The organism is Streptomyces sp. HPF1205, assembly GCF_020400825.1.
Taxonomy (GTDB): domain Bacteria; phylum Actinomycetota; class Actinomycetes; order Streptomycetales; family Streptomycetaceae; genus Actinacidiphila.
Window position 1 is genome coordinate 30,777 of sequence record NZ_JAINVH010000006.1, and the last position, 23,889, is coordinate 54,665.

25 protein-coding genes are annotated in these 23,889 nt (G+C 71.0%); 15 read left to right on the top strand and 10 right to left on the bottom strand.

All coding sequences use genetic code 11. From position 1 onward, the window contains the following. Position 1: 1 nt before the first annotated feature. Positions 2-844: a hypothetical protein gene (locus K7G61_RS08805; RefSeq protein ID WP_225846139.1), complete on the bottom strand. Its 843-nt coding sequence runs from the start codon at positions 842-844 to the stop codon at positions 2-4. 204 nt (positions 845-1,048) lie between these two features. Further along, positions 1,049-1,336: a hypothetical protein gene (locus K7G61_RS08810; RefSeq protein WP_225846140.1), complete on the bottom strand. Its 288-nt coding sequence runs from the start codon at positions 1,334-1,336 to the stop codon at positions 1,049-1,051. 500 nt (positions 1,337-1,836) lie between these two features. On the opposite strand from K7G61_RS08810, the gene K7G61_RS08815 reads away from it, so the two are divergent. The 3 genes from K7G61_RS08815 (at position 1,837) to K7G61_RS08825 (ending at position 4,474) form a co-directional block, all read left to right on the top strand. Beyond that, a complete protein-coding gene (locus tag K7G61_RS08815) occupies positions 1,837-3,654 on the top strand; it encodes an ABC transporter family substrate-binding protein (RefSeq protein ID WP_225846141.1) in 1,818 nt (605 codons plus the stop codon). A 158-nt stretch (positions 3,655-3,812) separates the two neighbouring features. Further along, complete coding sequence (locus K7G61_RS08820; RefSeq protein WP_225846142.1) at positions 3,813-4,169, top strand: type II toxin-antitoxin system RelE/ParE family toxin; 357 nt, start codon at positions 3,813-3,815, stop codon at positions 4,167-4,169. Then, positions 4,166-4,474 carry a helix-turn-helix domain-containing protein gene (locus K7G61_RS08825; RefSeq protein WP_225846143.1) on the top strand — a complete coding sequence of 103 codons (309 nt, stop codon included), beginning with the start codon at positions 4,166-4,168 and terminating at the stop codon, positions 4,472-4,474. Before K7G61_RS08820 ends, K7G61_RS08825 begins: the two co-directional genes overlap by 4 nt. 44 nt (positions 4,475-4,518) lie before the next feature. Here K7G61_RS08825 and K7G61_RS08830 read toward each other — a convergent pair whose 3' ends face one another. From K7G61_RS08830 to K7G61_RS08840, 3 genes are all read right to left on the bottom strand, one after another. Next, a complete protein-coding gene (locus K7G61_RS08830) occupies positions 4,519-5,751 on the bottom strand; it encodes a hypothetical protein (protein ID WP_225846144.1) in 1,233 nt (410 codons plus the stop codon). Between the two features lie 97 nt (positions 5,752-5,848). Next, a complete protein-coding gene (locus K7G61_RS08835; RefSeq protein WP_225846145.1) occupies positions 5,849-6,052 on the bottom strand; it encodes a DUF397 domain-containing protein in 204 nt (67 codons plus the stop codon). Continuing rightward, positions 6,049-6,873: a helix-turn-helix transcriptional regulator gene (locus K7G61_RS08840; protein ID WP_225846146.1), complete on the bottom strand. Its 825-nt coding sequence runs from the start codon at positions 6,871-6,873 to the stop codon at positions 6,049-6,051. Before K7G61_RS08840 ends, K7G61_RS08835 begins: the two co-directional genes overlap by 4 nt. 168 nt (positions 6,874-7,041) lie before the next feature. Here K7G61_RS08840 and K7G61_RS08845 point away from each other — a divergent pair, with 168 nt between their 5' ends. The 5 genes from K7G61_RS08845 (at position 7,042) to K7G61_RS08865 (ending at position 9,943) form a co-directional block, all read left to right on the top strand. After that, a complete protein-coding gene (locus K7G61_RS08845; RefSeq protein WP_225846147.1) occupies positions 7,042-7,434 on the top strand; it encodes an ATP-binding protein in 393 nt (130 codons plus the stop codon). Positions 7,435-7,655: 221 nt separating this feature from the next. Beyond that, complete coding sequence (locus K7G61_RS08850) at positions 7,656-8,045, top strand: type II toxin-antitoxin system RelE/ParE family toxin (protein ID WP_263984133.1); 390 nt, start codon at positions 7,656-7,658, stop codon at positions 8,043-8,045. Then, the gene (locus tag K7G61_RS08855; RefSeq protein WP_225846149.1) at positions 8,042-8,383 is read left to right on the top strand and encodes a helix-turn-helix transcriptional regulator; all 342 of its coding nucleotides are present in this window, start codon (positions 8,042-8,044) and stop codon (positions 8,381-8,383) included. The genes K7G61_RS08850 and K7G61_RS08855 overlap by 4 nt, the downstream gene beginning before the upstream one ends. Positions 8,384-8,489: 106 nt before the next feature. Continuing rightward, positions 8,490-8,864, top strand: a complete 375-nt coding sequence (locus K7G61_RS08860) for a hypothetical protein (RefSeq protein ID WP_225846150.1) — start codon at positions 8,490-8,492, stop codon at positions 8,862-8,864. Continuing rightward, the gene (locus tag K7G61_RS08865; RefSeq protein ID WP_225846151.1) at positions 8,861-9,943 is read left to right on the top strand and encodes a methyltransferase domain-containing protein; all 1,083 of its coding nucleotides are present in this window, start codon (positions 8,861-8,863) and stop codon (positions 9,941-9,943) included. Before K7G61_RS08860 ends, K7G61_RS08865 begins: the two co-directional genes overlap by 4 nt. A 223-nt stretch (positions 9,944-10,166) precedes the next feature. Here the strand turns inward: K7G61_RS08865 and K7G61_RS08875 are convergent, their stop codons facing one another. Then, positions 10,167-11,090 carry a GNAT family N-acetyltransferase gene (locus tag K7G61_RS08875; protein ID WP_225846152.1) on the bottom strand — a complete coding sequence of 308 codons (924 nt, stop codon included), beginning with the start codon at positions 11,088-11,090 and terminating at the stop codon, positions 10,167-10,169. 372 nt (positions 11,091-11,462) lie between these two features. Here K7G61_RS08875 and typA point away from each other — a divergent pair, with 372 nt between their 5' ends. The 6 genes from typA (at position 11,463) to K7G61_RS08905 (ending at position 19,456) form a co-directional block, all read left to right on the top strand. Continuing rightward, entirely contained in the window at positions 11,463-13,331 is a 1,869-nt protein-coding gene (gene typA, locus K7G61_RS08880) for a translational GTPase TypA (protein ID WP_225846153.1), read from the top strand. A 464-nt stretch (positions 13,332-13,795) separates the two neighbouring features. Then, complete coding sequence (locus K7G61_RS08885) at positions 13,796-15,442, top strand: ABC transporter substrate-binding protein (protein WP_225846154.1); 1,647 nt, start codon at positions 13,796-13,798, stop codon at positions 15,440-15,442. A 75-nt stretch (positions 15,443-15,517) separates the two neighbouring features. Beyond that, a complete protein-coding gene (locus K7G61_RS08890) occupies positions 15,518-16,441 on the top strand; it encodes an ABC transporter permease (protein ID WP_225846155.1) in 924 nt (307 codons plus the stop codon). Further along, positions 16,434-17,366, top strand: a complete 933-nt coding sequence (locus tag K7G61_RS08895; RefSeq protein WP_225846156.1) for an ABC transporter permease — start codon at positions 16,434-16,436, stop codon at positions 17,364-17,366. Before K7G61_RS08890 ends, K7G61_RS08895 begins: the two co-directional genes overlap by 8 nt. Positions 17,367-17,376: 10 nt before the next feature. Next, the gene (locus K7G61_RS08900) at positions 17,377-18,411 is read left to right on the top strand and encodes an ABC transporter ATP-binding protein (protein WP_225846157.1); all 1,035 of its coding nucleotides are present in this window, start codon (positions 17,377-17,379) and stop codon (positions 18,409-18,411) included. Further along, the gene (locus tag K7G61_RS08905) at positions 18,395-19,456 is read left to right on the top strand and encodes an ABC transporter ATP-binding protein (RefSeq protein WP_225846158.1); all 1,062 of its coding nucleotides are present in this window, start codon (positions 18,395-18,397) and stop codon (positions 19,454-19,456) included. Before K7G61_RS08900 ends, K7G61_RS08905 begins: the two co-directional genes overlap by 17 nt. A 142-nt stretch (positions 19,457-19,598) precedes the next feature. Here K7G61_RS08905 and K7G61_RS08910 read toward each other — a convergent pair whose 3' ends face one another. Further along, positions 19,599-20,486 carry an SDR family oxidoreductase gene (locus K7G61_RS08910; protein ID WP_225846159.1) on the bottom strand — a complete coding sequence of 296 codons (888 nt, stop codon included), beginning with the start codon at positions 20,484-20,486 and terminating at the stop codon, positions 19,599-19,601. A 79-nt stretch (positions 20,487-20,565) separates the two neighbouring features. Between K7G61_RS08910 and K7G61_RS08915 the strand changes: the two genes are divergently transcribed. Continuing rightward, complete coding sequence (locus K7G61_RS08915) at positions 20,566-21,249, top strand: TetR/AcrR family transcriptional regulator (protein WP_225846160.1); 684 nt, start codon at positions 20,566-20,568, stop codon at positions 21,247-21,249. A 57-nt stretch (positions 21,250-21,306) separates the two neighbouring features. Here the strand turns inward: K7G61_RS08915 and K7G61_RS08920 are convergent, their stop codons facing one another. The 3 genes from K7G61_RS08920 to K7G61_RS08930 form a co-directional block, all read right to left on the bottom strand. Further along, on the bottom strand, positions 21,307-22,095 hold the full coding sequence (locus tag K7G61_RS08920; RefSeq protein ID WP_225846161.1) for an oxidoreductase: 789 nt from the start codon (positions 22,093-22,095) through the stop codon (positions 21,307-21,309). 70 nt (positions 22,096-22,165) lie between these two features. Next, complete coding sequence (locus K7G61_RS08925) at positions 22,166-22,741, bottom strand: TetR/AcrR family transcriptional regulator (RefSeq protein WP_225846162.1); 576 nt, start codon at positions 22,739-22,741, stop codon at positions 22,166-22,168. 45 nt (positions 22,742-22,786) lie between these two features. Next, complete coding sequence (locus tag K7G61_RS08930; RefSeq protein ID WP_225846163.1) at positions 22,787-23,665, bottom strand: helix-turn-helix transcriptional regulator; 879 nt, start codon at positions 23,663-23,665, stop codon at positions 22,787-22,789. Between the last annotated feature and the right edge of the window lie 224 nt (positions 23,666-23,889).

Consider the following 23,889-nt stretch of genomic DNA (forward strand, 5'->3'; position numbering starts at 1 on the left):
CTCAGAAGAACCTCGGATCGTCGAAAGCGCCGCTGGCCACCAGGTACACGTACAGGTCCGCGATCCCCACGCTGATCAGCGACGACCAGGCCAGCAGCATGTGGCGGCGGTTGAGCACCCCGACCCAGTTCCACATCCGGTAGCGGACCGGGTGCTTGGAAAAGTGCCGGAGCTTGCCGCCGACGATGTGCCGGCAGGAGTGGCAGGACAGGGTGTACAGCCAGATCAGCGTGATGTTCGCCAGCAGGACCAGGGTGCCCAGGCCCATGTGGCCCCACCGGCCGGCGGAGTCGCGGAAGCCGAGCGCGGTGTCGTAGGTGAGGATGCCCGCGACGACCAGCGCGACGTAGAAGAAGTACCGGTGGATGTTCTGCAGGATCAGCGGGAAGCGGGTCTCGCCGGTGTACTTCGCGTGCGGCTCGGCGACCGCGCAGGCCGGCGGCGAGGCCCAGAAGCCGCGGTAGTACGCCTTGCGGTAGTAGTAGCAGGTCAGCCGGAAGCCGAGCGGGAAGATCAGCACCAGCAGCGCGGGTGACAGCCCCCACCAGGGGCCGAACAGGTGCCAGTCGGCGCCGCCCTTCATGTCGGTGCAGTTCGAGGCGAGGCACGGCGAGTAGAAGGGCGAGACGTACGGGGCGGCGTAGTAGTTGCCGTTCGCGAACGCCCGCCAGGTCGAGTAGCCGACGAAGGCGGCCAGCCCCAGCGCGGTGACCAGCGGTGGCACCCACCACCGGTCGGTCCGCAGGTGCGGGGCGGAGATCGCGGCCCGTCCCGGGGCGCGGATGCCCCGGCTCTGCGGCTGCGTCGGCGGGGAGGTGGGGGTGGGGGTGGTTCCGGTGGCCAAAGAAGACTCCGAACGAGCGGGGATGGGGGCGCGAGGCCGGTACGTGGGGCTCCCCGGCGTGAAGCCGCGGGGGAGGGCGCGCCGATCGCGGGGACCGACGGGCCGGGTGTACGGGGCCGCGCGCGTTCCTGGGGAGGTTTCCGCGGCGCGTACGGGGCCGCGCACGCGGGGCGTGCGGGGCGTACCCGCCGCCGGGGGCGCGCGTCAGGGCGCGTGCCGGTACGGCGAGCCCAGCCCCTCGTCCTCCGCGTCCGCCCACAGCCGCCGGTCGTACGGCGCCTCCGGGATCGTCACCATCTCGACCACGCGCCCGTTCGCGGCGGCCGGCGCCGCGGCGCACAGCAGCTCCAGGCTTTCGCGCAGGTGGCCCGCGTCGGTCCGGACCCGGCGCATGTCGAGGCTGTCCCCCGCGTGCTCGTCCAGCCGGGCCACGCAGCGCATCAGGTCGTCGAGCCTGCGCTGTACGGAGGTCAGGTCGTCTTGCATGGCCATTCGGTGCTGCCCTCACCATCTGCGGCGTGCGACGGGTGTCGTGACATGACGTGGTGACGTCGAGTGGTGACATCACGTGATGACGTGGTGGTGCGGTGGTGACGTGGTGGTGCGGTCGGAAGGAAAGGGTGTGGCGGGTGCCGCGGATGCGAGTGTTGCGCGTCACACCGTGTCTTGTGAAGACGGCTGCACGGAATACCACCCCAGGTGGTAGCGGCATTCGGCCGGGGTGGGCCGGACGGGTGGTCCGGTCGGGTGCGGGCGGCGGGTCGGCGGGCCGGAGCGGCGCCCGTGGGATGCGATGAGCCGTGGAAATCACCCGAAAAACGGCACATCACATGGGATGACCACGCCGACGGCGCCCCGCCCCGGGCCGCGCCCGGCGGGTGCCGAGGCGACTGAGGGCCGGCGAGGCCGCGGAGGTGTTTCGACGTATGGATGCGAAGCCTGTTTCCGGGGCGCGCGCGGCCGGGCGGGGACACGGGCGGGGGTACGGGTGGGTGGACGGGCCGGGGGTCGGGGCCGGGCACACGCGGCGGCCCGCGGGCGGACCCGGCCCTCGCGGGCGGCTCGCCGTACGCGCCGCGGCCGTCGTCACGGCGGCCGTCACCGCCGGTACGGCCCTCGCCGCCTGCTCCTCCGGCACCCCCCACGCGGCGGGCACGGCCGGCACGGACGTGGCGACCGTCGCGCGGGCCGGGGTCCGCGACGGCGGCACCCTGCGCTGGGCCGTCGACGCGATGCCGCGCACGCTCAACGCCTACCAGGCCGACGCCGACTCCGGCACCGAGACCGTGGCCGGTGCCGTGCTCCCCTCGATGTTCCGGCTCGACGCCCACGGCAACCCGCGCACCGACCCCGACTTCGTGACCAGCGCGAAGGTGACCGCGCAGGAGCCGCGGCAGGTGGTCACGTACAAGCTGAACCCGAAGGCCAGGTGGAGCGACGGGCGGGCGCTCGGCGCGGCCGACTTCGCCGCCCAATGGAAAGCGCTGAACGGCAAGAACACCGCGTACTGGACCTCGCGCAACGCCGGCTACGACCGGATCTCCGACGTCCGCCAGGGCGCCGGCCGCACCGAGGTCCGCGTCACCTTCGCCACGCCCTACGCCGACTGGAAATCGCTGTTCAGCCCGCTCTACCCGAAGTCCGTCACATCCGACCCGGACGTCTTCAACGACGGCTCCCGCACCGAACTGCCCGCGGCGGCGGGCCCCTTCGCCCTCAAGGCGGTCGACGCCAAGGCCGGTACGGTCACGCTGGTGCGCAACCCCTCGTGGTGGGGGGCGCGCGCCAAACTGGACGCGCTGGTGCTCACCGCCGTACCGCGCGGCAAGCGGGTCGCGGCGCTCGCGGCCGGGACGCTCGATCTGGCCGAGATCGAACCCGGGTCCCTGGCCGCGGCCCGCCGCACCCGCGGGGTCGGCGTACGCAAGGCCCCCGACGCGGCCTACGCGCAGCTCGCCATCAACGGCAGTACGGGCCCGCTCGCCGACGAGCGGGTGCGGCACGCCGTGGCCCGCGCCATCGACCGCAAGGCCATCGCCAAGGCGGTGCTCGCCCCGCTCGGGCTGCCCCCCACCGCGCTGGGCAACCACCTGGTCCTGCCCTCCCAGGACGGCTACGCCGACCACTCCTCGGCGCTCGGCACGGGCGGCCTCGCCCAGGCCAAGGCGCTGCTCGCCGACGCCGGGTGGCAGCGGCCGGCCGTGAAGGAGGGCGAGAAGGCGGCCGCGGGACCGGGCCGTACCGCCGTCTCCGGCGCGGTCACCGTCGTCGAGCCCGCCGACGCGGTGCTGAAGAAGGGCAAGGAGCTCTCGCTGCGGTTCGTGCTCCCGGCGAACTCGCCCACCCTGGACGACGTGGGCAACCGGATCGCCCGGATGCTGTCCGGGATCGGGGTGCGCACGGAGCTGAGGCGGGTGGACGACACCAGTTTCTTCCAGGACCACGTGGCCTCCGGCGACTTCGACCTGGCCCTGTACTCCTGGCCCGGCACCCCCTTCCCGGCCACGGACGACGCCCCCATCTTCGCCAAGCCGGTACCGGCACCCGACGGCTCCCTGGCCGTCGCCGAGAACTACACCCGCGTCGGCACCGACCAGATCGACCAGCTCCTGGCCCGCGCGGGCACCGAACTCGACCCGGCCGAGTCCCGCGCCCTGACCGCCCAGGCCGACTCCCGCATCTGGGCCGCCGCGGCCTCCATCCCCCTCTACCAGCGCCCCGAGGTCGTCGCCCTGCGCACCACGGTGGTGAACGCGGGCGCCTTCGGCTTCGAGACCCCGGTGTTCCAGAACATCGGCTTCCGCAAGTAGCGCGCTGAGTTCCCCGGAGTGGCGCGGCGGCCGGCCGCGGGCGGGAAGGCCCCCGCCCGCGGTCGGCCGCTTTCACCGTTTTCACCGCTTTCACCCGGGCGGGTGACAGCAGCCGAATTGGTACCGGGTTCCGGACCTGCCTGTATAGCGTCAATGCTATGGCTTGGGGTACCGTGGAACTCGAACCGGAGGTGGCGCAATGGCTCGCTGCTCTCGACGACAAGCGCTGGGCGCAGGCGCTGATGCATCTGGACCTGCTGGAGGAGCGCGGTGTGCTGCTCGGCGATCCGTATACGCGTCAGCTGGACGGCAAGCTGCGGGAGCTGCGTTTCTACTGCGGCGAGCAGCGTGTCCGTGTGACGTATTGGATCGCTGCCGGACGGCGCATCATCATGCTGACCGTGTTCACCAAGACGCGGATGCGCGAGGTGGATGAGATCGAGCGCGCCCGGCGGGCGTTGGAGCGGTGCAGGGGCGAAGGACACACCACGGACGAGGACGAGGAGGCGGTGTGAGCGAGGCAGAGGGCAGGCCGAGCCTGGCGGACGCGCGCCGGGCGCGGCGCATGACGCCGGAGATCGCAGAGGAGTACGCCGCCGCGCGGCTTCGGTTCGAGCTGGGTGAGGCGGTGAGGAAGCGGCGGCTGGAACTCCACCTGTCGCAGAGCGCGCTCGGAACGCGGGCCGGCCTGACACAGTCGGCCGTGGCGCGCTTCGAGGCCGGGGGTACGGTTCCGACCATCCCCGTGCTGGAGCGATTGGCGCGGGCCCTGGAACTGGAGCTGCGGGTGCAGTTCGTACCCTACGCCGCCTCCGCGTGACCGGGCGCCGGCTCCGCGTCCTGCTATGAAGCCGGGGCGCGCGGCTACGGGCGCAGGCGGTTCTCCGCGACGGCGATCCGGTGGAGGCCGGGGGTCAGCTCGCGGGCCCGGGCGAGGAGGTCCTGCGCCTTCCCGGGCCGGCGGAGAAGAGACAGCGCCATCGCGCGAGTGGCCAGCGCGGCGGCACGGCCGAGGGCGTCGGGGGCGACGCGGGCGGCACCGGCCGCGAGGCGCTGGGCGCGGGCCATGTCTCCCCGCAGGAGCGCCTCCATCGCGGTCAGGTCGGACAGCCCGCCGGGAACCGGCCGGCTCTGCAACGCGGTCCGGACCGCGCCGATCTGGGGGAGTACGACCTCGGGCGCCCACAGTCCGGCGGCGGCGCCGTCCGCGAGCGTCAACGCGTACAGCCGCAGCGCCGCGGCCTTGAGCTCTGCCGCCTCGCTGTCCGCGTACAGCTCCATCGCCTGGTGTGCGGCCTCGTCAAGGCGGCCTTCCGCCCAGGCCAGTACGGCGGTCACGGCCCGGCGGCGCTGCCCCGCGTACGGCGCGGCGGCGTCCAGTGCCCGCCGCGCCTCATCGAGCCGGCCCGCGCTCATCGCGCGGACCGCGGCCAAGCTCGCCGGATCGAAGACCCATTCCGCCAGCCGCGGTGTGCCGTCGTTCCGATGCGGCCGGAACAGCAGCGACCACGCGGAGGTCGCGCCCCGCGGGTTCAGTACGAGCAGCATCACCGTGAAAGCGGCACACCCGTACCCCGCGAGCCGGAGTCCGTCCCCGCCCGACGCGATCAGCACGGCCGAGACGCCCACGAGGACCAGCAGGCGGGCCGCGGTCGTCAGCCGCATCCAGCGGGGCAGACCGGGCCGGTCGAGGAAGGCCAGATGCGGTACGAGCAGCAGCACGGGTACCGGCCGCAGGGTCACCATGACCCCGCGCACAACGGCGGACCCCAGCCTGGGCCCCACGCCCACCGACAGTGTCAGCAGTCCCGTTCCCGCCGGCTGGGCCAGCGCCACGAACAGCAGCGTGGACAGATTCAATCCGAGCGCGAATCCGCCCAGGAACCACCACGGCCCGTTGCCGCCGTCGGGGAACCCGTTCACGGCGGCGGCCACGCCGGCAGCCCCGGCCACCACGAGGGGAACCCAGCGTGTCGCCCGCCCGCCGCCCGCCGGGACGATCACCCCGGGTGGCAGCAGCGGCGGCACGGGCGGCGTGTCGCCACCCGCCGCCGGCTCTTGTCCCGCGGGCCCGTTCGCATCCTCTGACGTGTGCACGGCACCGGATCCTGACAGAGCCCGGGCGGTGCGGCCAAACACGTCCCGCCCCGCCCGCACCCCGACTCCCCGCCGTGCCACGCCATTTGGGGGCGCGTCAGCCCGCGAGCGTCCCGTTCCCGACCGCGGTGACGAACGCGGCCCAGTCAGCCGCCGGGAAGACCAGGACGGGCCCCTCGGGGTCCTTGGAGTCGCGGACGGGTATGAGCCCGGGGACGCCGTCGGCGACTTCGAGGCATTCGCCGCCTTGGCCACCGCTGTAGCTGGACTTGCGCCAAGTTGCCTGTTGCAGGTCGGTCATGTCGCTAGGTCCTTCAGCGCAGATCGGATGAGGTCTAGAGACCTGTCCCGCGGCAAGGCGGCGGCCACCAGAAGATCGTAGGCCACCCGCGTGGATTCCACGTCCGCTTGGCGTTGAACGATATTGCCGGTGAACAGAGCCTCTACGTACAGCACATCATCGCGGTCCGCGTAGCTCCAGAGGGTGAACGAGCCATCTGTGGCCGCATGAGCGCCCGTCGCGAACGGGAGAACCTGGATCACGACGTTCTTGTGCTCGGCCATGTCGAGCAGGTGCTCCAACTGGCCGAGCATGACGGCCTTCCCTCCGATGGGCCGCTTGAGCACTGCTTCGTCCAGCACCGTCCAGAAGAGCGGTGGAGCAGCGCGGGTGAGGATCGACTGCCGGTTCCGCCGTGCCGCGACGTCGGCCTCGATTCTTTCAGCGCTCTCCCGTGGCCGCGCCTCGCGCATCAGCGCCCGCGCGTAATCCTCGGTCTGCAACAACCCGTGCACCACCTGGGACTGGTACGTGCAGATCCGCGTCGCGCGCGCCTCCTCCCGCGCCGCGCCCTGCCACCACGCCGGAAACGCCTCCATGTGCACCCGGCTCAGAATGCGTTCGAACTGCCCGCCCGTCTCCAGGGCCTGGTCCACCTCCCTCGTGAACGCCTCGGACGGGGTCCGCCGTCCCGCCTCCACGTTGTAGAGCTGCTGGAAGCTGTACGAGGTCTGGGCGGCGAGCTCGCGGACCGACAATCCCCGCCGCTCGCGGGCCTGCTGGAGTTCCTCGCCGTAGTACGTCAGCCAGGACATCCTGGGCTGGGCGTCATCCGTCCCCATCTGTGCTCATTTCCGCGTGTTCAACCGCAAGTGAACACGCCCGTGCTCTGTCACTCACCGTCCATCGGGGTCAGCCTATGAGTAACCAGTGACACTCGGTAGCGGATTGTGAAAGGTCGGACCATGGGGACCCCACTGCCAACGACAAGCGAACCTGCGTCCCCGGTGGTGAAACGGTGGCCCGCCATAGGGCGCGCGGTGGCCCGCGCCCGGCGCGACCTGGCCGCCGTACTGTCCGGCTGGGACCTGACCGCGCTGACGGATCCCGCGACCCTCGTGCTGAGCGAGCTGATGACCAACAGCGTCCGCCACGGGAGGGTGCCGGGGCGGGAGATCGAGACCAGGTACGAACGGGTGGCGGACGGCCTGCGCCTGGAGGTCCACGACGCGAACCCGGTGTGGCCGCTGATGGGCAAGCCGGCGGAGGGCGACGAGGCGGGTCGCGGCCTCCTGATCGTCGACACCCTCACCAGGGGCCAGTGGGGTGTCGCCGACCGCACCGGCGTCGGGAAAAGGGTGTGGGCGTCGATCACCGCGGATCAGGACGAGGAGACTGCGTGAGCGGGGCGCAGGATGGACCAGGTCTTGCGGAGGCTCGGCACAACGCCCATTCAGCGCCCCGATGGTGCCATGTCTGGAACCGACTGCGCTGCGGTGCACCACGGGTCCACGGACTTGCTTTTCGCAGGTCAGCGAGGCCTTTCCTGGAGTGCTCCCCGATGGGATCGAGCTTGAGTGCGGCTCTCCGGAACTTGAGTATGTCGGCGACGACATATAGCGTGATGTGCGTGAAGCCGCTGTTCGGTATCGAGCTCGAACCCGAGGTGCGTGACTGGCTGGAGGCGTTGCCGGCGAAGCATTTTCTCAAGGTTGATGAGTACGTCGGTCTGCTCGCGGAGCATGCCACCGCCCTGGGCGAACCCTACGCCCGTCACCTTGGCGACGGCGTTCGCGAGTTGCGCCCCACGCTGGACGGCGCGGACATACGGATCACGTACTGGCTCACGCCGGACCGCACCGCGGTGTTGCTGACGGTCTTCCGCAAAACCCGCATGCGCGAAGACATCGAGGTCGAGCGCGCCAAGCGGGCGAAGAAGACATGTGAGGCCGAGCACGGTCCGGCGCACGATGAGTTCGTCCGCAGCGTCCAGGAAGGTGAGATCGAACGATGAGTCACAGCCGGTACAGGACATTGCGTGAGCGCAAGCTCGCCGAGGGTTTCACCGAGCCCACCGAGGTCGCCGAGGCACGCCGCGAGATTCGCATGTCCATGGCCCTGGCCAAGGCCGTCTACGACCGCCGCACGGAACTCGGCCTCACCCAGGGCGAACTCGCCGAGCGGGCCGGACTCACCCAAGCGAAAATCTCCCGTATCGAGGGCTCGGACACCGTCCCCACCCTTCCGCTCCTGGCCAGACTCGCCGAAGCCCTCGACGCCACCCTCAACATTGCCTTGGACGATGGCGACACCCGTGTCACCTTCACCGCCCACCGTCAGGAAGCAGCCTGAGTCGAATCCCCGCAGTCGCGAGCGCTGAGGTTGACGGTGGCTGCGCGACGGCCGCCGGAACGGCGTTCCCACCCATCTGGTCGACCCGGAAGAAAACGACGACTCGGTGCGGCTGACCGCTCACCTGTTCCAGGAATGGATACCCAAGGCGTACGAGGTACGCCTGACAGCCGTCGGCCGTAAGTTGTTCGCGGCCGAGATCCATGCCGGCTCGGAAGCAGCCAAGGTCGACTGGCGAAGCGACTACGACGCCTTGGAATACGAGGTCGCCGCAGTACCGGACCCGGTGCGCCGAGCTGTCCTGGGCTGGATGCGGCACTTCGGGTTGACTTTCGGTGCCTTCGACTTCGCCGTAACGCCTGAGGGTGAGTGGGTGTTCTTCGAGTGCAACCCCTCCGGGGAATGGTCGTGGATACAGCAGAGGACGAACCTGCCCATCGCCGCTGCCGTCGCCGCACTGCTCATGGGAGAAGCATCATGACTGAGACCGTGGAGGAGCGGGCCCGGGTACTGCGCCAGCGGCTTGCGGCGGAGCTGGAGGAGCGGGGCAGTCTCGTGGCCGCTTGGCGAAAGCCGTTCGAGGAGGTGCCGCGGCACGTCTTCGTGCCGGAGGTGTGGGCCGGGCCGGACAGGCTCGTCACCGCCGCCGACCCGGAGTGGCTGGAGCTGGTGTACGCCGATGACGTGCTCGTCACGCAGCTCACGGAAGGGGTCGCGACATCGTCTTCGACGGCTCCCGGGCTGATGGCCGCCATGCTGGGCGCTCTGGACGTACAAGAAGGGCACCGCGTGCTGGAGGTCGCCACCGGCACGGGGTACAACGCCGCGCTGCTCGCCGCGTTCGTCGGGGCCGGCAACGTGACGTCGGTCGAGGTGGATCCGCGGTTGGCGCGGCTGGCCGCAGAACGGCTGCGAGGCGCCGGGTATCCGGTCACCGTCGTCACCGGGGACGGCAGGGCCGGGCATCCGGCCGGCGCACCGTACGACCGGCTCATCGCGACCTGCGGCCTTCCCGCCGTGCCCCGGGACTGGATTGCGCAGGTACGTCCAGGGGGGATCATCGTCTGCCCCATCGGCTCGGGCACGGTGCGGCTCATTTTGAGCGCGGGCGGCGAAGCGCGCGGGCACTTCCTGCCGACGCCGTCGTACTTCATGGGCGTACGGGCCAACAAGGACGACACTGGTTCCGCCCGCTACCCCGGCGAGCCCGGGGACCCCGTCGAGGGCACCTCCAGCCTGGCTGCCGAGGCGCTGTTCTGCACGGACGCGTTCCTCTTTCTGCTCTCCCTCGCGCTGCCGGGCTTGGTGCTCGCCTCCGAGACGGACGAGGACGGGAATCTCACCGGCGCTCGGTTATGGACAGCCGAGGGCTCCTGGGCGCATGCCGAGGGGCACGCGGTCCGCCAGTCCGGCCCGCGGCGACTGTGGTCGGTGGCGGAACGGGTCCACGAGCTGTACGAGGGCCAGGGACGCCCCGAGCGGCAACGTTTCGGACTGAGGGTCACCGCGGAGGGCCAGGAGCTGTGGCTGGACGAGCCCGGCAACGTAGTGGGGCTGTGATTTCCGGGGGAGGCGCGGCGGCGAAGCTCGGGGCCGCGCCAAGCGGCGCAAATCTCCCGTATCGAGGGCTCGGGCATCGTCCCCACTCCTCCGCTCCTGGCCACACTCGCCGAAGCCCTCGACGCCACCCTCGACATCGCCCTGGACGGGCGAGGTCGATCCCCGGCGGGCTTGTGCCCCGCACCGGACTCCGGTGACGGGTACCAGCCCGCCGGGCACGGCCTCACAGCGGGCGGGTGAACATCTTCCGGTTGGCGAAGTTGCGGTAGCCGGCGCGCTGGAACGCCTTGGCCATGCCGATGTTGCCCGCGTCGCAGTCCCCGCGGATCTCGCCGAAGCCCGCTTCGACCAGCACGTGCGTACCCCGGGCGACCACGGCTGTGGCGTAGCCCCGGCCCCGGCCGGCCCTCGCGACCGCGACCAGGCCGATCACCGCCGAGGTGACCGTACGCGCCGGCATGCTGAGCGCCACGGGCGTGTCCGCCGGGTCGTAGCCGATCTCGAACCAGCCGGGCCGGTGGTCCATCTCCAGCATGTCGGCCACGTTGCGTTCGGCAGCGCCGCGCAGGCCGTGCTCGGCGATCTCGGCCTGGAAGATCGAATCCGCGGTGTCGGTGAACGTGTCGGCCAGCAGCTCCACGAACGGCTCCTCGCCCAGGTCGGCCAGGGAGCGCCAGTGCAGCCGCTCGTCCTGGGCCGGCATCGGGTCGCCCGCGGTCCATGCGAATCGGCGGCCGTCGCGGGCGACGGTGAAACCGGCGTCGGCGAGCAGCGTCTCGCGCAGCCGCGGATCCCGTTGGAACTGGGGGGCCTGGGCCGGCGTGTCCAGCACGTGTCCCTGGACCTTCGCGCCGAGTTCGCGGGCCTGCTGGGCGGCGTACGCCAACAGCGCCCGGCCGGTGTCCGGGCCGCCCGGTTCCAGCAGCACGATGTCCGTCGGAACGTTTCTTCCGGGGATCGTCCACAGCACCACGTTGCCCGCCACCCTGCCGTCGTGCTCGGCCACCAGACACCACTCGGGCCGGGTGCACCCGCTCTCCAGCAGACTCGTCAGGTAGGCGGCGGTGGCGGCATTGCGTTCACCGTCGTCCGCGAAGGCCGTCAGCGCGGGCAGCTCGTCGGGCCGGGCGGTACGGATTGTCAGCATGGTCGGCTTCCTTCCTCATCGCTCTCCGCAGAACAGGCAGGGTACGTAGGGGGAGGAGGAAGCAGGGGAAGGGGTGCGGGTCAACGCCGGCCAGGCACAGGCGAGCAGGACCGCCGCCTGCTTGCCCCGCGTGAGCCAAGGACCGGTACGGCTCACCGCCCCTCCGGTTCGTCACCCGGAGTGCATCGGTGCGTATCGTCGGTTACGCGGTGGCCCGCGCGCCGCCCGTACCGCCTCGTTCGGTGCGAGAGCGGGCCCCGCGCCGCGCCCCGTACCATGGGGGGCAAGGCCGTGGCGGGAGGTTGCCCGGCGGGCGAGCGCTCACGAGGGGCGCGACGCCGACCCACGAAACCCCGGGAGAAGCGCCGCAGCATGTCCACGCGCCACGACATTCGAAACGTCGCCATCGTCGCCCACGTCGACCACGGGAAGACCACGCTGGTCGACGCCATGCTCAAGCAGGCCGGGGCCTTCGCCGCGCACCAGCACGTGGACGACCGCGTGATGGACTCCAACGACCTGGAGCGCGAGAAGGGCATCACCATTCTCGCCAAGAACACCGCGGTCAAGTACCACCCGAAGGACGGCGGCGACCCGGTCACCATCAACATCATCGACACCCCCGGCCACGCCGACTTCGGCGGCGAGGTCGAGCGCGGCCTGTCCATGGTGGACGCGGTGGTCCTGCTGGTCGACGCCTCCGAGGGGCCGCTGCCGCAGACCCGCTTCGTGCTGCGCAAGGCGCTGGCCGCCCGGCTCCCGGTGATCCTGTGCATCAACAAGACCGACCGGCCCGACGCCCGTATCGACGAGGTCGTCAACGAGACGTACGACCTGTTCCTCGACCTGGACGCCGACGAGGACCAGATCGAGTTCCCGATCGTCTACGCCTGTGCCCGCGACGGCGTCGCCAGCCTCACCAAGCCGGACAACGGCACGGTGCCGGCCGACTCCGACAGCCTGGAGCCGTTCTTCTCCACCCTGCTCGCCCACGTCCCCGCGCCCACGTACGAGGAGGACGCGCCGCTGCAGGCGCACGTCACCAACCTCGACGCCGACAACTTCCTCGGCCGCATCGCGCTGCTGCGGGTCGAGCAGGGGCACCTGAAGAAGGGCCAGACCGTCGCCTGGATCAAGCGCGACGGCACGATCCAGAACGTCCGCATCACCGAGCTGATGATGACCGAGGCGCTGACCCGGAAGGCCGCGGAGACCGCCGGCCCCGGCGACATCTGCGCGGTGGCCGGCATCCCGGACATCATGATCGGCGAGACGCTGGCCGACCCGGAGAACCCGGTCGCGCTGCCGCTGATCACCGTGGACGAGCCCGCGATCTCGATGACCATCGGTACGAACACCTCGCCGCTGGTCGGCAAGGGCGGCAAGGGCCACAAGGTCACCGCCCGCCTGGTCAAGGACCGCCTGGACCGCGAACTGGTCGGCAACGTGTCCCTGCGGGTGCTGCCCACCGAGCGCCCCGACACCTGGGAGGTGCAGGGCCGCGGCGAGCTGGCGCTGGCCATCCTGGTGGAGACCATGCGCCGGGAGGGCTTCGAGCTGACCGTCGGCAAGCCCGAGGTGGTCACCAAGGAGATCGACGGCAAGGTGCACGAGCCGGTCGAGCGGATGACCATCGACTCGCCCGAGGAGCACCTGGGCGCGCTCACCCAGCTCATGGCCGCCCGCAAGGGCCGCATGGAGACCATGACCAACCACGGCTCCGGCTGGATCCGGATGGAGTGGATCGTGCCGTCGCGCGGCCTGATCGGATTCCGGACGGAGTTCCTCACCCAGACCCGCGGCACCGGCATCGCCCACTCGATCTTCGAGCGCCACGAGCCGTGGTTCGGCGAGCTGCGCACCCGCAACAACGGCTCCCTGGTCGCCGACCGGTCCGGCGCCGTGACCGCGTTCGCGATGACCAACCTCCAGGAGCGCGGTGTGCTGTTCGTGGAGCCGGGCACCGAGGTCTACGAGGGCATGATCGTCGGCGAGAACTCGCGCTCCGACGACATGGACGTGAACATCACCAAGGAGAAGAAGCTCACCAACATGCGGTCCTCGACCGCGGACGTGACCGAGTCGATCGTGCCGCCGCGCAAGCTCTCCCTGGAGCAGTCGCTGGAGTTCTGCCGGGACGACGAGTGCATCGAGGTCACCCCGGAGACCGTGCGCATCCGCAAGGTCGTCCTGGACCAGAAGGAGCGGGGCCGGGCCGCGGCGCGCGCCAAGCACGCGTAGCGCCCCTTCGGGGCGCGGTGACCGGGCGGGGTTCGCCCGGAGGACCCAGGGGCGCGGGGTCCCCCAGAGCTTGATGCCTGGGGGGACCCCGCGCTCCTGTTTCGCGGCCCTGACGGGCCGCACTCTGTCCGAATAACGGACACCCACTCCGTCATTTCGGCGTTAGAAACCTCACACTGTCCGTTTGCTTCCGGTCTGTATACGTTCCAAATTGTCCGGATTTGGACCGTCTTTGACGGGGTCGCCGTAACCGGAGCGAGACCAAAGGGGTCAAAGGCACCTCCGGGTGTGCCCGATAGTGGGACGAGTTGAGCTCGGGTCAATGGGTCACGCCCGCCGCACAGGCGATCGCGCCGACTCACGAGCACGGGACGGCCAGGCCGCTGTCAGGGGTGTCAGCGCCGCCGAGCCGGTCCCTCACACGTCGAGACACATATCGAAGTGACTCCTGAGGAGGCAAACCCATGCGTGGTGCCAAGAGCGCCAAGTGGGTCGTAGGCGCGGCAGTGGTCGCCCTGGCGGCGACGGCCTGTGGTGCCGGAGGTTCGGACACCAAGGCGGGCGGATCGGACGACGGCGTCGTCCGGGCGTGGTGGGGCGACCCCCAGAACCCGCTGGAGCCGGCGAACACCAATGAGGTGCAGGGCGGCAAGGTCCTGGACATGATCTTCATGGACCTCAAGGAGTACGACCCGAAGACGGGCAAGGCCGACCTGGCCGCCGCCCAGTCCATCACCACTCCCGACCAGCAGAACTTCACCATCAAGCTCAAGCCGGGCCTGAAGTTCTCCGACGGCACCCCGGTGACCGCGTCCTCCTTCGTGGACGCCTGGAACTACGGGGCCCTGGTCACCAACAAGCAGCTGAACTCGTACTTCTTCGCGGACATCGAGGGCTACGACGCCGTCCACCCGGAGGCCGAGGGCGCCGCCCCGACCGCCAAGACGATGTCCGGCCTGAAGGTCGTCGACGACACCACCTTCACGGTCAAGCTGAAGCAGAAGTTCTCCACCTGGCCGGACCGGCTCGGCTACAAGGCGTTCGCGCCGGTGCCGAAGTCGTTCTTCACCGACCACGCCGGCTACCTCGACAAGCCGGTCGGCGACGGCCCGTACAAGATCGTGTCGTACACCAAGGGCAGCAGCATGAAGCTGGTCCCGAACCCGTACTACACCGGTGCGAGCAAGCCGAAGAACAAGGGCGTGCTGCTCAAGGTCTACACCGACAGCGCCACCGCGTACGCCGACCTGCAGGCGGGCAACCTGGACGTCCTGGACGACATCCCGGCCGAGGACCTGACGCACGTCAAGGCGGACATGAACGGCCGCTACCTCAACCAGCCGGCCGGCATCCTCCAGACCATCTCGTTCCCGCTGAACAAGAAGTCCTGGAACGCGCCGGGCATGGAGAAGGTCCGCCTCGGCCTGTCGATGGCGATCGACCGCAAGACCATCACGCAGAAGATCTTCCAGGGCACCCGCACCCCGGCCGCCGACCTCACCTCGCCGGTGCTGGGCGCGGCCGGCGGCTACGACCCGGGCATCGCCGGCCAGGCCGTCGCGTACGACCCGGCCAAGGCCAGGGAGCTCATCAAGGCGGGCGGCGGCATCCCCGGCGGCCACATGACCATCGGCTACAACGCCGACTCCGGCTCCCACAAGCAGTGGGTGGACGCGGTCTGCAACAGCATCAACAACGTGCTGGGCGACAACAAGGCCTGCGTGGGCGCCCCCACCGGCACCTTCGCCGACTTCCGCAACCAGATCACCAAGGGTGAGATGACCCAGCCGTTCCGTTCCGGCTGGCAGATGGACTACCCGCTGATCGACGACTTCCTGACGCCGCTGTACGCCACCGGCGGCAGCTCGAACGACTCGCACTACAGCAACCCGCAGTTCGACCGGCTGATCAGCCAGGCGAACGCGGAGCCGGACACCGCCAAGGCGACCGCGCTGTACAAGCAGGCCGAGTCGCTCCTGTTCAAGGACATGCCGGTCATCCCGCTGTGGTACCAGAACGGCGGCGCCGCCTGGTCCTCCCGGGTGTCCAACGTGACGGAGAACGCCTTCAGCTACCCCGTCTTCACCGACATCACGGTCACCAACGGCTGACCTGATGCCGCGGACGCCGGCCGGGGGGCAACCCCCCGGCCGGTTTTCCGCCTGATCTTCGACCCTGGAGGGCAGATGGGGCGCTACGTCATCAGGCGACTGCTCCAGATGGTTCCGGTCTTCATCGGCACCACCTTTTTGATCTTCGTAATGGTCTACGCGCTCGGCGACCCGGTGGCCGCCATGTTCGGCGACCGCGCGCCGGACCCCGCCACGGCGGCGCAGATCAGGCACGCCCTGTATCTCGACCACCCGCTGCCGCTGCAGTACCTGCACTACATGGGGCAGATCTTCACCGGCGACTTCGGTACGTCGGCCACCGGGCAGCCGGTCACCCAGCTCATGGGTACCGCGTTCCCGGTGACCCTGCGGCTGACCCTCGTCGCGTTCGCCATCGAGGCCGTGGCCGGCATAGGTCTCGGCCTGCTGGCCGGCATGCGCCGCGGCCGGTTCGCCGACTCCGCCGTACTGGCGTTCACGCTGCTGGTGGTGGCCGTCCCGACGTTCGTCACCGGCTACCTGCTGCAGTACTTCGCCGGCGTCAAGTGGCACCTGGCCAACCCGGCGGTCGCCGACGGCGCCCCCTTCGGCGACCTGATCCTGCCCGGCGTGGTGCTGGCCGGCGTCTCGCTGGCGTACGTGGCCCGGCTCACGCGCACCGCCGTCGCCGAGAACTCCCGCGCGGACTACCTGCGCACGGCCGTCGCCAAGGGCCTGCCCCGGCGCCGGGTGGTCACCGTGCACCTGCTGCGCAACTCGCTGATACCCGTGGTCACCTTCCTCGGCACCGACATCGGCGGCCTCATGGCCGGCGCGGTCGTCACCGAGCGGATCTTCAACATCCACGGCGTCGGCTACCAGCTCTACCAGGGCATCCTGCGGCAGAACCCGCCGACCGTGGTCGGCTTCGTCACCATCCTGGTGCTGATCTTCCTGGCCGCGAACCTGCTCGTCGACCTGCTCTACGCGGTCCTGGACCCGAGGATCCGGTATGCCTGACATGACCGACTCCCAGAGCCTGGTGGACGCCGTGCCGACCACCGCGGCCGGCCCCGTCGACCCCGCCGTGTCCCGCGACAGGCCGCGCAGCCTGTGGAACGACGCCTGGCACGACCTCAGCCGCAAGCCGATGTTCTACATCTCCGGCGCGCTGATCGTCTTCCTGGTGCTCATCGCGATCTGGCCCAAGCTGGTCGCGAGCGGGGACCCGCTGGCCTGCGACCTGTCCAAGTCCCAGCTGGGACCGACCGGCGGCCACCCCTTCGGCTTCGACCAGCAGGGCTGCGACGTGTTCACCAGGACCGTGTACGGGGCCCGCGCCTCGGTGTCGGTCGGCATCTTCTCCACCGTCGGCGTCACCGTGCTCGGCTCGCTGCTCGGCGGCCTGGCCGGCTACTTCGGCGGCTGGCTGGACGCCATCCTGTCCCGGGTCAGCGACATCTTCTTCGGCATCCCGATCCTGCTCGGCGGCGTCGTCTTCCTGTCCGTGGTCAAGGGCGGCAGCGTCACCACCGTGTCGCTGTTCATGATCCTGCTGGGCTGGCCGCAGATCGCGCGCATCGCCCGCGGCGCGGTGATCACCGCCAAGCAGCAGGACTACGTGCAGGCCGCCCGCGCCCTGGGCGCCGGCCACACCCGGCTGCTGCTGCGGCACATCGCGCCCAACGCGCTCGCGCCGGTGATCGTGGTCGCCACCATCGCCCTGGGCACGTACATCTCGCTGGAGGCGACGCTGTCCTACCTCGGCGTCGGCCTCAAGCCGCCGGCCGTCTCGTGGGGCATCGACATCTCCGCGGCGTCCAACCAGATCAACAACGCCCCGCACATGCTGCTGTGGCCGGCCGGCGCGCTGAGCGTCACCGTACTGGCGTTCATCCTGCTCGGCGACGCGGTCCGCGACGCCCTCGACCCGAAGCTGCGCTAGGAGGGCGTACGTGACTGTCATCGACGAGACCAGTGCCGCCGCGCCCGTCGCACCGGTGGCCCCGCTGCTGGACGTGCGGGACCTGCACGTGGAGTTCCGCACCCGCGACGGCGTGGCCAAGGCCGTCAACGGCGTGAACTACTCGGTGAACGCCGGCGAGACGCTGGCCGTGCTCGGCGAGTCCGGCTCCGGCAAGTCGGTCACCGCGCAGGCCGTCATGGGCATCCTCGACATGCCGCCCGGCCGCATCCCCCGCGGCGAGATCCTCTTCCACGGCAAGGACATGCTGAAGATGTCCGCCGAGGAGCGGCGGAAGATCCGCGGCTCGAAGATCGCCATGATCTTCCAGGACGCGCTGTCCGCGCTCAACCCGGTCCTCACGGTGGGCTACCAGCTCGGCGAGATGTTCCGGGTGCACCAGGGGATGTCCCGCAAGGACGCCAGGCGCAAGTCGATCGAGCTGATGGACAGGGTGCGCATCCCCGCCGCGAAGGAGCGGGTGGGGGACTACCCGCACCAGTTCTCCGGCGGCATGCGCCAGCGCATCATGATCGCGATGGCGCTCGCGCTGGAGCCGGACCTGATCATCGCGGACGAGCCGACCACCGCGCTGGACGTGACCGTGCAGGCCCAGGTGATGGACCTGCTCGCGGAGCTGCAGCGCGAGTACCACATGGGCCTGATCCTCATCACCCACGACCTCGGCGTGGTCGCCGACGTCGCCGACAAGATCGCGGTGATGTACGCGGGCCGGATCGTGGAGAGCGCCCCCGTCCACGACATCTACCGGGCGCCCGCCCACCCGTACACCAAGGGTCTGCTCCAGTCGATCCCGCGGCTGGACCGCAAGGGCAAGGAGCTCTACGCGATCAAGGGCCTGCCGCCCAACCTGACCCGTATCCCGTCCGGCTGCGCCTTCAACCCGCGCTGCCCGATGGCCACGGACCTGTGCCGTACCGAGGTGCCCGTGCTGCACCAGGTCGGCGCCGGGCGCGGCAGCGCCTGCCACTACTGGAAGGAGACTCTCGGTGACCTCGCAGAGTGACGCCGGCGCCGTGCGGGACGGCGAACCGATCCTCCAGGTGCGCAACCTGGTCAAGCACTTCCCGCTGACCCGCGGCATCGTCTTCAAGAAGCACGTCGGCGCGGTCAAGGCCGTGGACGGCGTCTCCTTCGACCTCCACCGGGGCGAGACGCTGGGCATCGTCGGCGAGTCCGGCTGCGGCAAGTCCACCGTCGCCAAGTTGCTGATGAACCTGGAGCAGGCCACCTCCGGCGAGGTGTTCTACAAGGGCCAGGACATCACCCGGCTGTCCGGCAAGGCCCTCAAGGCCGTCCGCCGGAACATCCAGATGGTCTTCCAGGACCCGTACACCTCGCTCAACCCGAGGATGACGGTCGGCGACATCATCGGGGAGCCCTTCGACATCCACCCCGAGGCGGCGCCCAAGGGCTCGCGGCGGGCCCGCGTGCAGGAGCTGCTCGATGTCGTCGGCCTCAACCCCGAGTACATCAACCGCTATCCGCACCAGTTCTCCGGCGGCCAGCGCCAGCGCATCGGCATCGCCCGCGGCCTCGCGCTCAACCCGGAGATCATCATCTGCGACGAGCCGGTGTCCGCGCTGGACGTCTCGGTGCAGGCGCAGGTGGTCAACCTGATGGAGAAGCTGCAGGACGAGTTCGGGCTGTCGTACGTCTTCATCGCGCACGACCTGTCGATCGTGCGGCACATCTCCGACCGGGTGGGCGTGATGTACCTGGGCCGGATCGCGGAGATCGGCACCGACACCGAGATCTACGAGCACCCGACCCACCCGTACACCCAGGCGCTGCTGTCGGCGGTGCCGGTGCCGGACCCCGAGGCGCGTGAGGCGAGGGAGCACATCATCCTCAGCGGTGACGTGCCGTCCCCGGCCAACCCGCCCTCCGGCTGCCGGTTCCGTACGCGCTGCTGGAAGGCGCAGGCGCGGTGCGCCGAGGAGACGCCGCTGCTGGCCGTCCCCTCCGTCTACGCGGGCAGCGGCACCCCGGCCGCCCACGAGTCGGCGTGCCACTTCGCGGCCGAGCGGGACGTGGTGGGCGCGGCCTGACCGCCCGTCGCCGTATGGCGTATGCCGTAAGGGGCGCTCTCCATGGAGGGCGCCCCTTACGGCTTTTCTGTCGGTGTCTCGGCGTCTCGGCCTGTCGGTGTCTCGGCGTCTCGGCGTCCGGCCTGTCCGGCGTCCCGGCCGGTCAGACCGCGAAGTAGTGCCCCTTGTCCAGGTCCTCCAGCAGGCCCGGGCCGGTCGGCCGCCAGTCCAGGAGCTCGCGGGTCAGCGCGGCCGAGGCCGGCTGGTCGACGGACAGGACCGTACCGAGGAAGCCGAAGTCCTCCGCCGGGCGGTAGACCGCCGGCACGCCGAGGTGCCGGCCGATCACCTCGGCCATGTCGCGGATCGCCACACCCTCGTCGCCGACCGCGTGCAGCATCGTTCCCGCCGGGGCCCGCTCGACGGCGAGGCGGAACAGCCGCCCGGCGTCGGACACGTGGACCGCGGGCCAGCGGTTGGAGCCGTCGCCCACGTAACCGGCCGACCCCTTGTCCCGGGCGTCGGCGACGAGCCAGGACACGAAGCCCTTGTCCCCTTCGCCGTGCACGGTCCTGGGCAGGCCCACGACGGACGAGCGGACGCCGCGCGCGGCCATGTCCAGCACCGCCGCGGCGTTCGCGGCCCGGCCCGCGATGGGGGAGCCGGCCGGGTACCGCGGCCGGTCCCGCTCGGTCGCCACCTCGCCCGGGACCGCGGGCGTACCGGAGGCGATGACCAGCGGCTTCCCCGTGCCCTCCAGCGCGGCGCCGAAGGCCGCGATCGCGCGGGCGTCGGTCTGCACCGAGGCCTCGAACCGGGAGAAGTCGTGGACGAAGGCGAGGTGGACGACCGCGTCGCACTCGGTCGCGCCGGTCCGCAGGGTGTCCATGTCGTCGAGGCCGCCGCGCAGCACCCGCGCGCCCCTGGCGGCGGCGACCTCGGCCGAGGAGTCGGACCTGGCCAGCGCGAGAACCTGGTGGCCGGCGCCGATGAGCTCGGGCACGACGGCCGATCCGACCCAGCCGGACGCGCCTGTGACGAATATCCGCATGGGAACCTCCCTGATGTCAGTAACTGTCATCAGAGTAGCACGAGTGATGCCAGGGACTGTCATCACGTATGATCGGCCCATGGGGAGATGGGAGCCGAACGCGCGAGGACGCCTGGCGGAGGCGGCCATGAGGCTGTACGCCGAGCAGGGATTCGAGCGGACCACGGTCGCCGAGATCGCCGAGGCGGCGGGGCTGACCGAGCGGACCTTCTTCCGTCACTTCGCCGACAAGCGCGAAGTCCTGTTCTACGGAACGGAGATGGCGCTGGACATGCTCACCCGCGCCATCAGGCAGGCCCCGGCCTCGGCGTCCCCGATGGACGCGGTGGGTGCCGCGCTGGAGTCGTTCGGCGCCTTCTTCGAGGAGGACCCGGAGCGCGTCCGGCGCCGGGAGGCCGTCGTCTCCACCAGCACGGAGATGCGCGAACGCGAGCTGGTCAAGCTGGACGCCTTCGCCTCGGCGATGGCCGGGGCGCTGCGGGAGCGCGGCACCCCCGAGCCGACCGCCGTCCTGGCCGCGGAGGCGGGCATGGCGGCTTTCAAGGTCGCCTACGCCCGCTGGGTGGCTGCCGCGCCCGGTGCCGCGCCCGCCGCCGCGTCCGGCGACTCGGGCGCGGCGGGGGAGGCGGAGAGCCGGGACGGCGCGGGCGGCGCGGGCGGAACGGATGGTGCGCCAAGCGGTGGCGAGCGGGATCTGCCGGGCCTCTTCCGCGCCTCGCTGGCCCGGATGGGGCAGATCCTGGCGGACCGCGCGTCGGCGTAGCGGCGCGCGCCCCCTTCGAGCCGCCGCCGCCAACGCCGGCCACGCGGTTCGGGCCGCTTACGCCGCCTTCAAGGTGCCGCCGTCGATGACGTGGTCGGCGCCATGGATGTTGGCGGCCCGCTCCGAGAGCAGGAAGGCGACCAGGTCGGCGACCTCCTCGGGTTCGGAGACACGGCCCGAGGCGATGCCGAACTGTGCCGGGATGCCCGTGAGGAGGTCGGCGTGGGGGACGCCGAAGGCCTCGGCGACCCTGCCGCCGAAACCGTTCGGGTCGGTCCACAGCGGGCTCGCGACCACGCCCGGCGAGACGGTGTTGACGCGCACCCCGCGCGGCGCCAGTTCCTCGCTCAGCCGCTTGCCGAACATGGTCAGCGCCGCCTTGGCCTCGGCGTAGCCGACCGGCGAACCCGTGGACACGCGGGCGTTGATGGACGAGATGTTGACGATCGCGCCCTTGCGTTCCAGCAGGCTGGGCAGCGCCGCCTTCGTCGTCCATACCGCGCTGAACAGGTTGAGGTCGAAGACCGCCTGCCACTGCTCGTCGGAGGTGCCCAGGAAGCCGCCCAGGGACAGCCGGTCCGGGTCGCCCGCGCCCACGTTGTTGACGAGGAAGTCGATCCCGCCGACCGCCTCGACGGCCCGCTCGACGACCTGCGTCGCGCCCTCGCGGGTGCTGAGGTCGACCGCCACGGTCGCGGCCGCGGCCTTCTCCAGTTCGGGGGTGACGGTACGGGCGGCGCCCACCACCCTGACGCCCTCCGCGGCCAGGGTCCGTGCGACGGCGAGTCCGATGCCGCGGCTCGCGCCGGTGACGAGGGCGGTCTTTCCATTGAGTGCGAGGTCCATGACGACCCTTTCTTGAACTCTAGGTCAAAAACTTGGGTACGAAAAAGGCCCCGGTCGGGGCCCGGTTACGTCACAGGCAGGCCAGTGCGGTGTCGATGATCCCGTAGAGGTCCGCCCGGTCGAGGGTCTTGGTCATGACGCGCAGGCCCGCGATGGTGTTCATCAAGAAGCGCGCCTGCGCCTTGGCGTCGACGCCGGGAGCGACGTCGCCGTCCCGCCGGCCCCGCTCGATGCGGGCCGTCAGCAGCTCGATGGTGCGCTCCTCCATGCGGCGGACCGCTCGGGTGGCCTCCTCGTCCTGCCCGCCGAGCTCCAGCGCCGTGTTGACGGCGAGGCAGCCGCGCCTGACCGGCCCGTCCAGGTCCGCGTCCACGAGCAGGACGAGGTAGGCGCGGATGCGCTCCCTGGCCGTGCCGGGCCGGTCGAGGCACTCCTCGGTCAGCTCGGCGCCGGCGCGGCTGTAGTGGTCCAGTGCCTTGCCGAACAGTTCGCGCTTGGAGCCGAAGGCGTTGTAGAGGCTGCCCTTGGCCACGCCGGTGGCCTCCGCGAGGTCGGCGGGGGATGTGCCGGCGTAGCCGTTCGTCCAGAACGCCTCCATCGCCCGCGCGACCACCGTGTCCGCTTCGAAGTTCCTCGGCCTGCCCATGTACGTACCGTACGAGTATTTGACCCTGAGGTCAAGAAGGTGTGATCACGAGCACGGACCGGCGTCGTGCCGGGCCGTGCTCCGCGGCCTCGCCCAGGAGGCCAGCAGGCGCAGCGCGGTCTCCGACGGCGAGCCCTTCTCGACGGTGTGCGCCACCAGCGCCTGGTCCGGGTCGTCGGCCAGCCGCAGCGTCTCGAAGGCGAGTTCCAGCTCGCCGACGACCGGGTGGCGGTAGACGTACCGGCCGTGGGTCTTGTCCTTGAGCCGGTGCTGCGCCCACAGGGTGCGGAACTGCGGGCTGGCGGCCTGGAGCTCGGCGATCAGCTCGACGGTCCGCGGGTCGTCCGGATGGCGGGCCGCGTCGAGCCGCAGGTAGGCGGCCACGGCGGCGGCCTTTCCCGGCCAGTCGGCGTACAGGCCGCGCATCCCCTCGTCGAGGAACACCAGCCGGGCCATGTTGCGCTCGCGCGGCGGCAGCGCCCCGAAGTCGGTTATCAGGGCCGCCGCGAGCGGGTTCCAGGCGACCACGTCGGTGTTGCGGCCGAGCACGAACGACGGAACCTCGGACTGCTCCAGCAGCCGCCGCAGCCCCGGACGCACTGTGCAGGGCGTCGGCTTCCCGCCCTCCGCGGTCTCCGGCCAGGGCCGGGCCAGCCGGTACAGGTGCGAGCGCTCCACCGGGTCCAGCCGCAGGGCGCGGGCGACCGCGTCCAGCACCTCCTCGGAGAAGTGCAGCGTACGGCCCTGCTCCAGGCGCACGTAGTGGTCGACGCTCACCCCGGCCAGCCGGGCCAGCTCCTCGCGGCGCAGCCCCGGCACACGGCGGCGCCCCCCGCAGTCGCGCAGCCCCAGTTCCTCCGGTCGCAGGCGTGCCCGGCGCGATCGCAGGAACTCCCCCAGTTCGGCGCGTCGGTCCAGTGTCATGCCGCCAGTATTCCGGGCGCCGGGCGCACCCTGCCATGCCCAGCCTGGTCATGCCGTGCCCAGGCACGGGCCGCCTCTGGCTGAGCACGGCGGCGCGGAGCATGGTTGGTGCGCCGGGACGTCCTCGACGGGGGACGGGGACGTCCCCGGCCCGGCTTTCCGTACCCGGTGCGCGAAGGGGGACCGATGAGGCGCTGCGGCGGTCGGGCGCGGACCGGATCGGC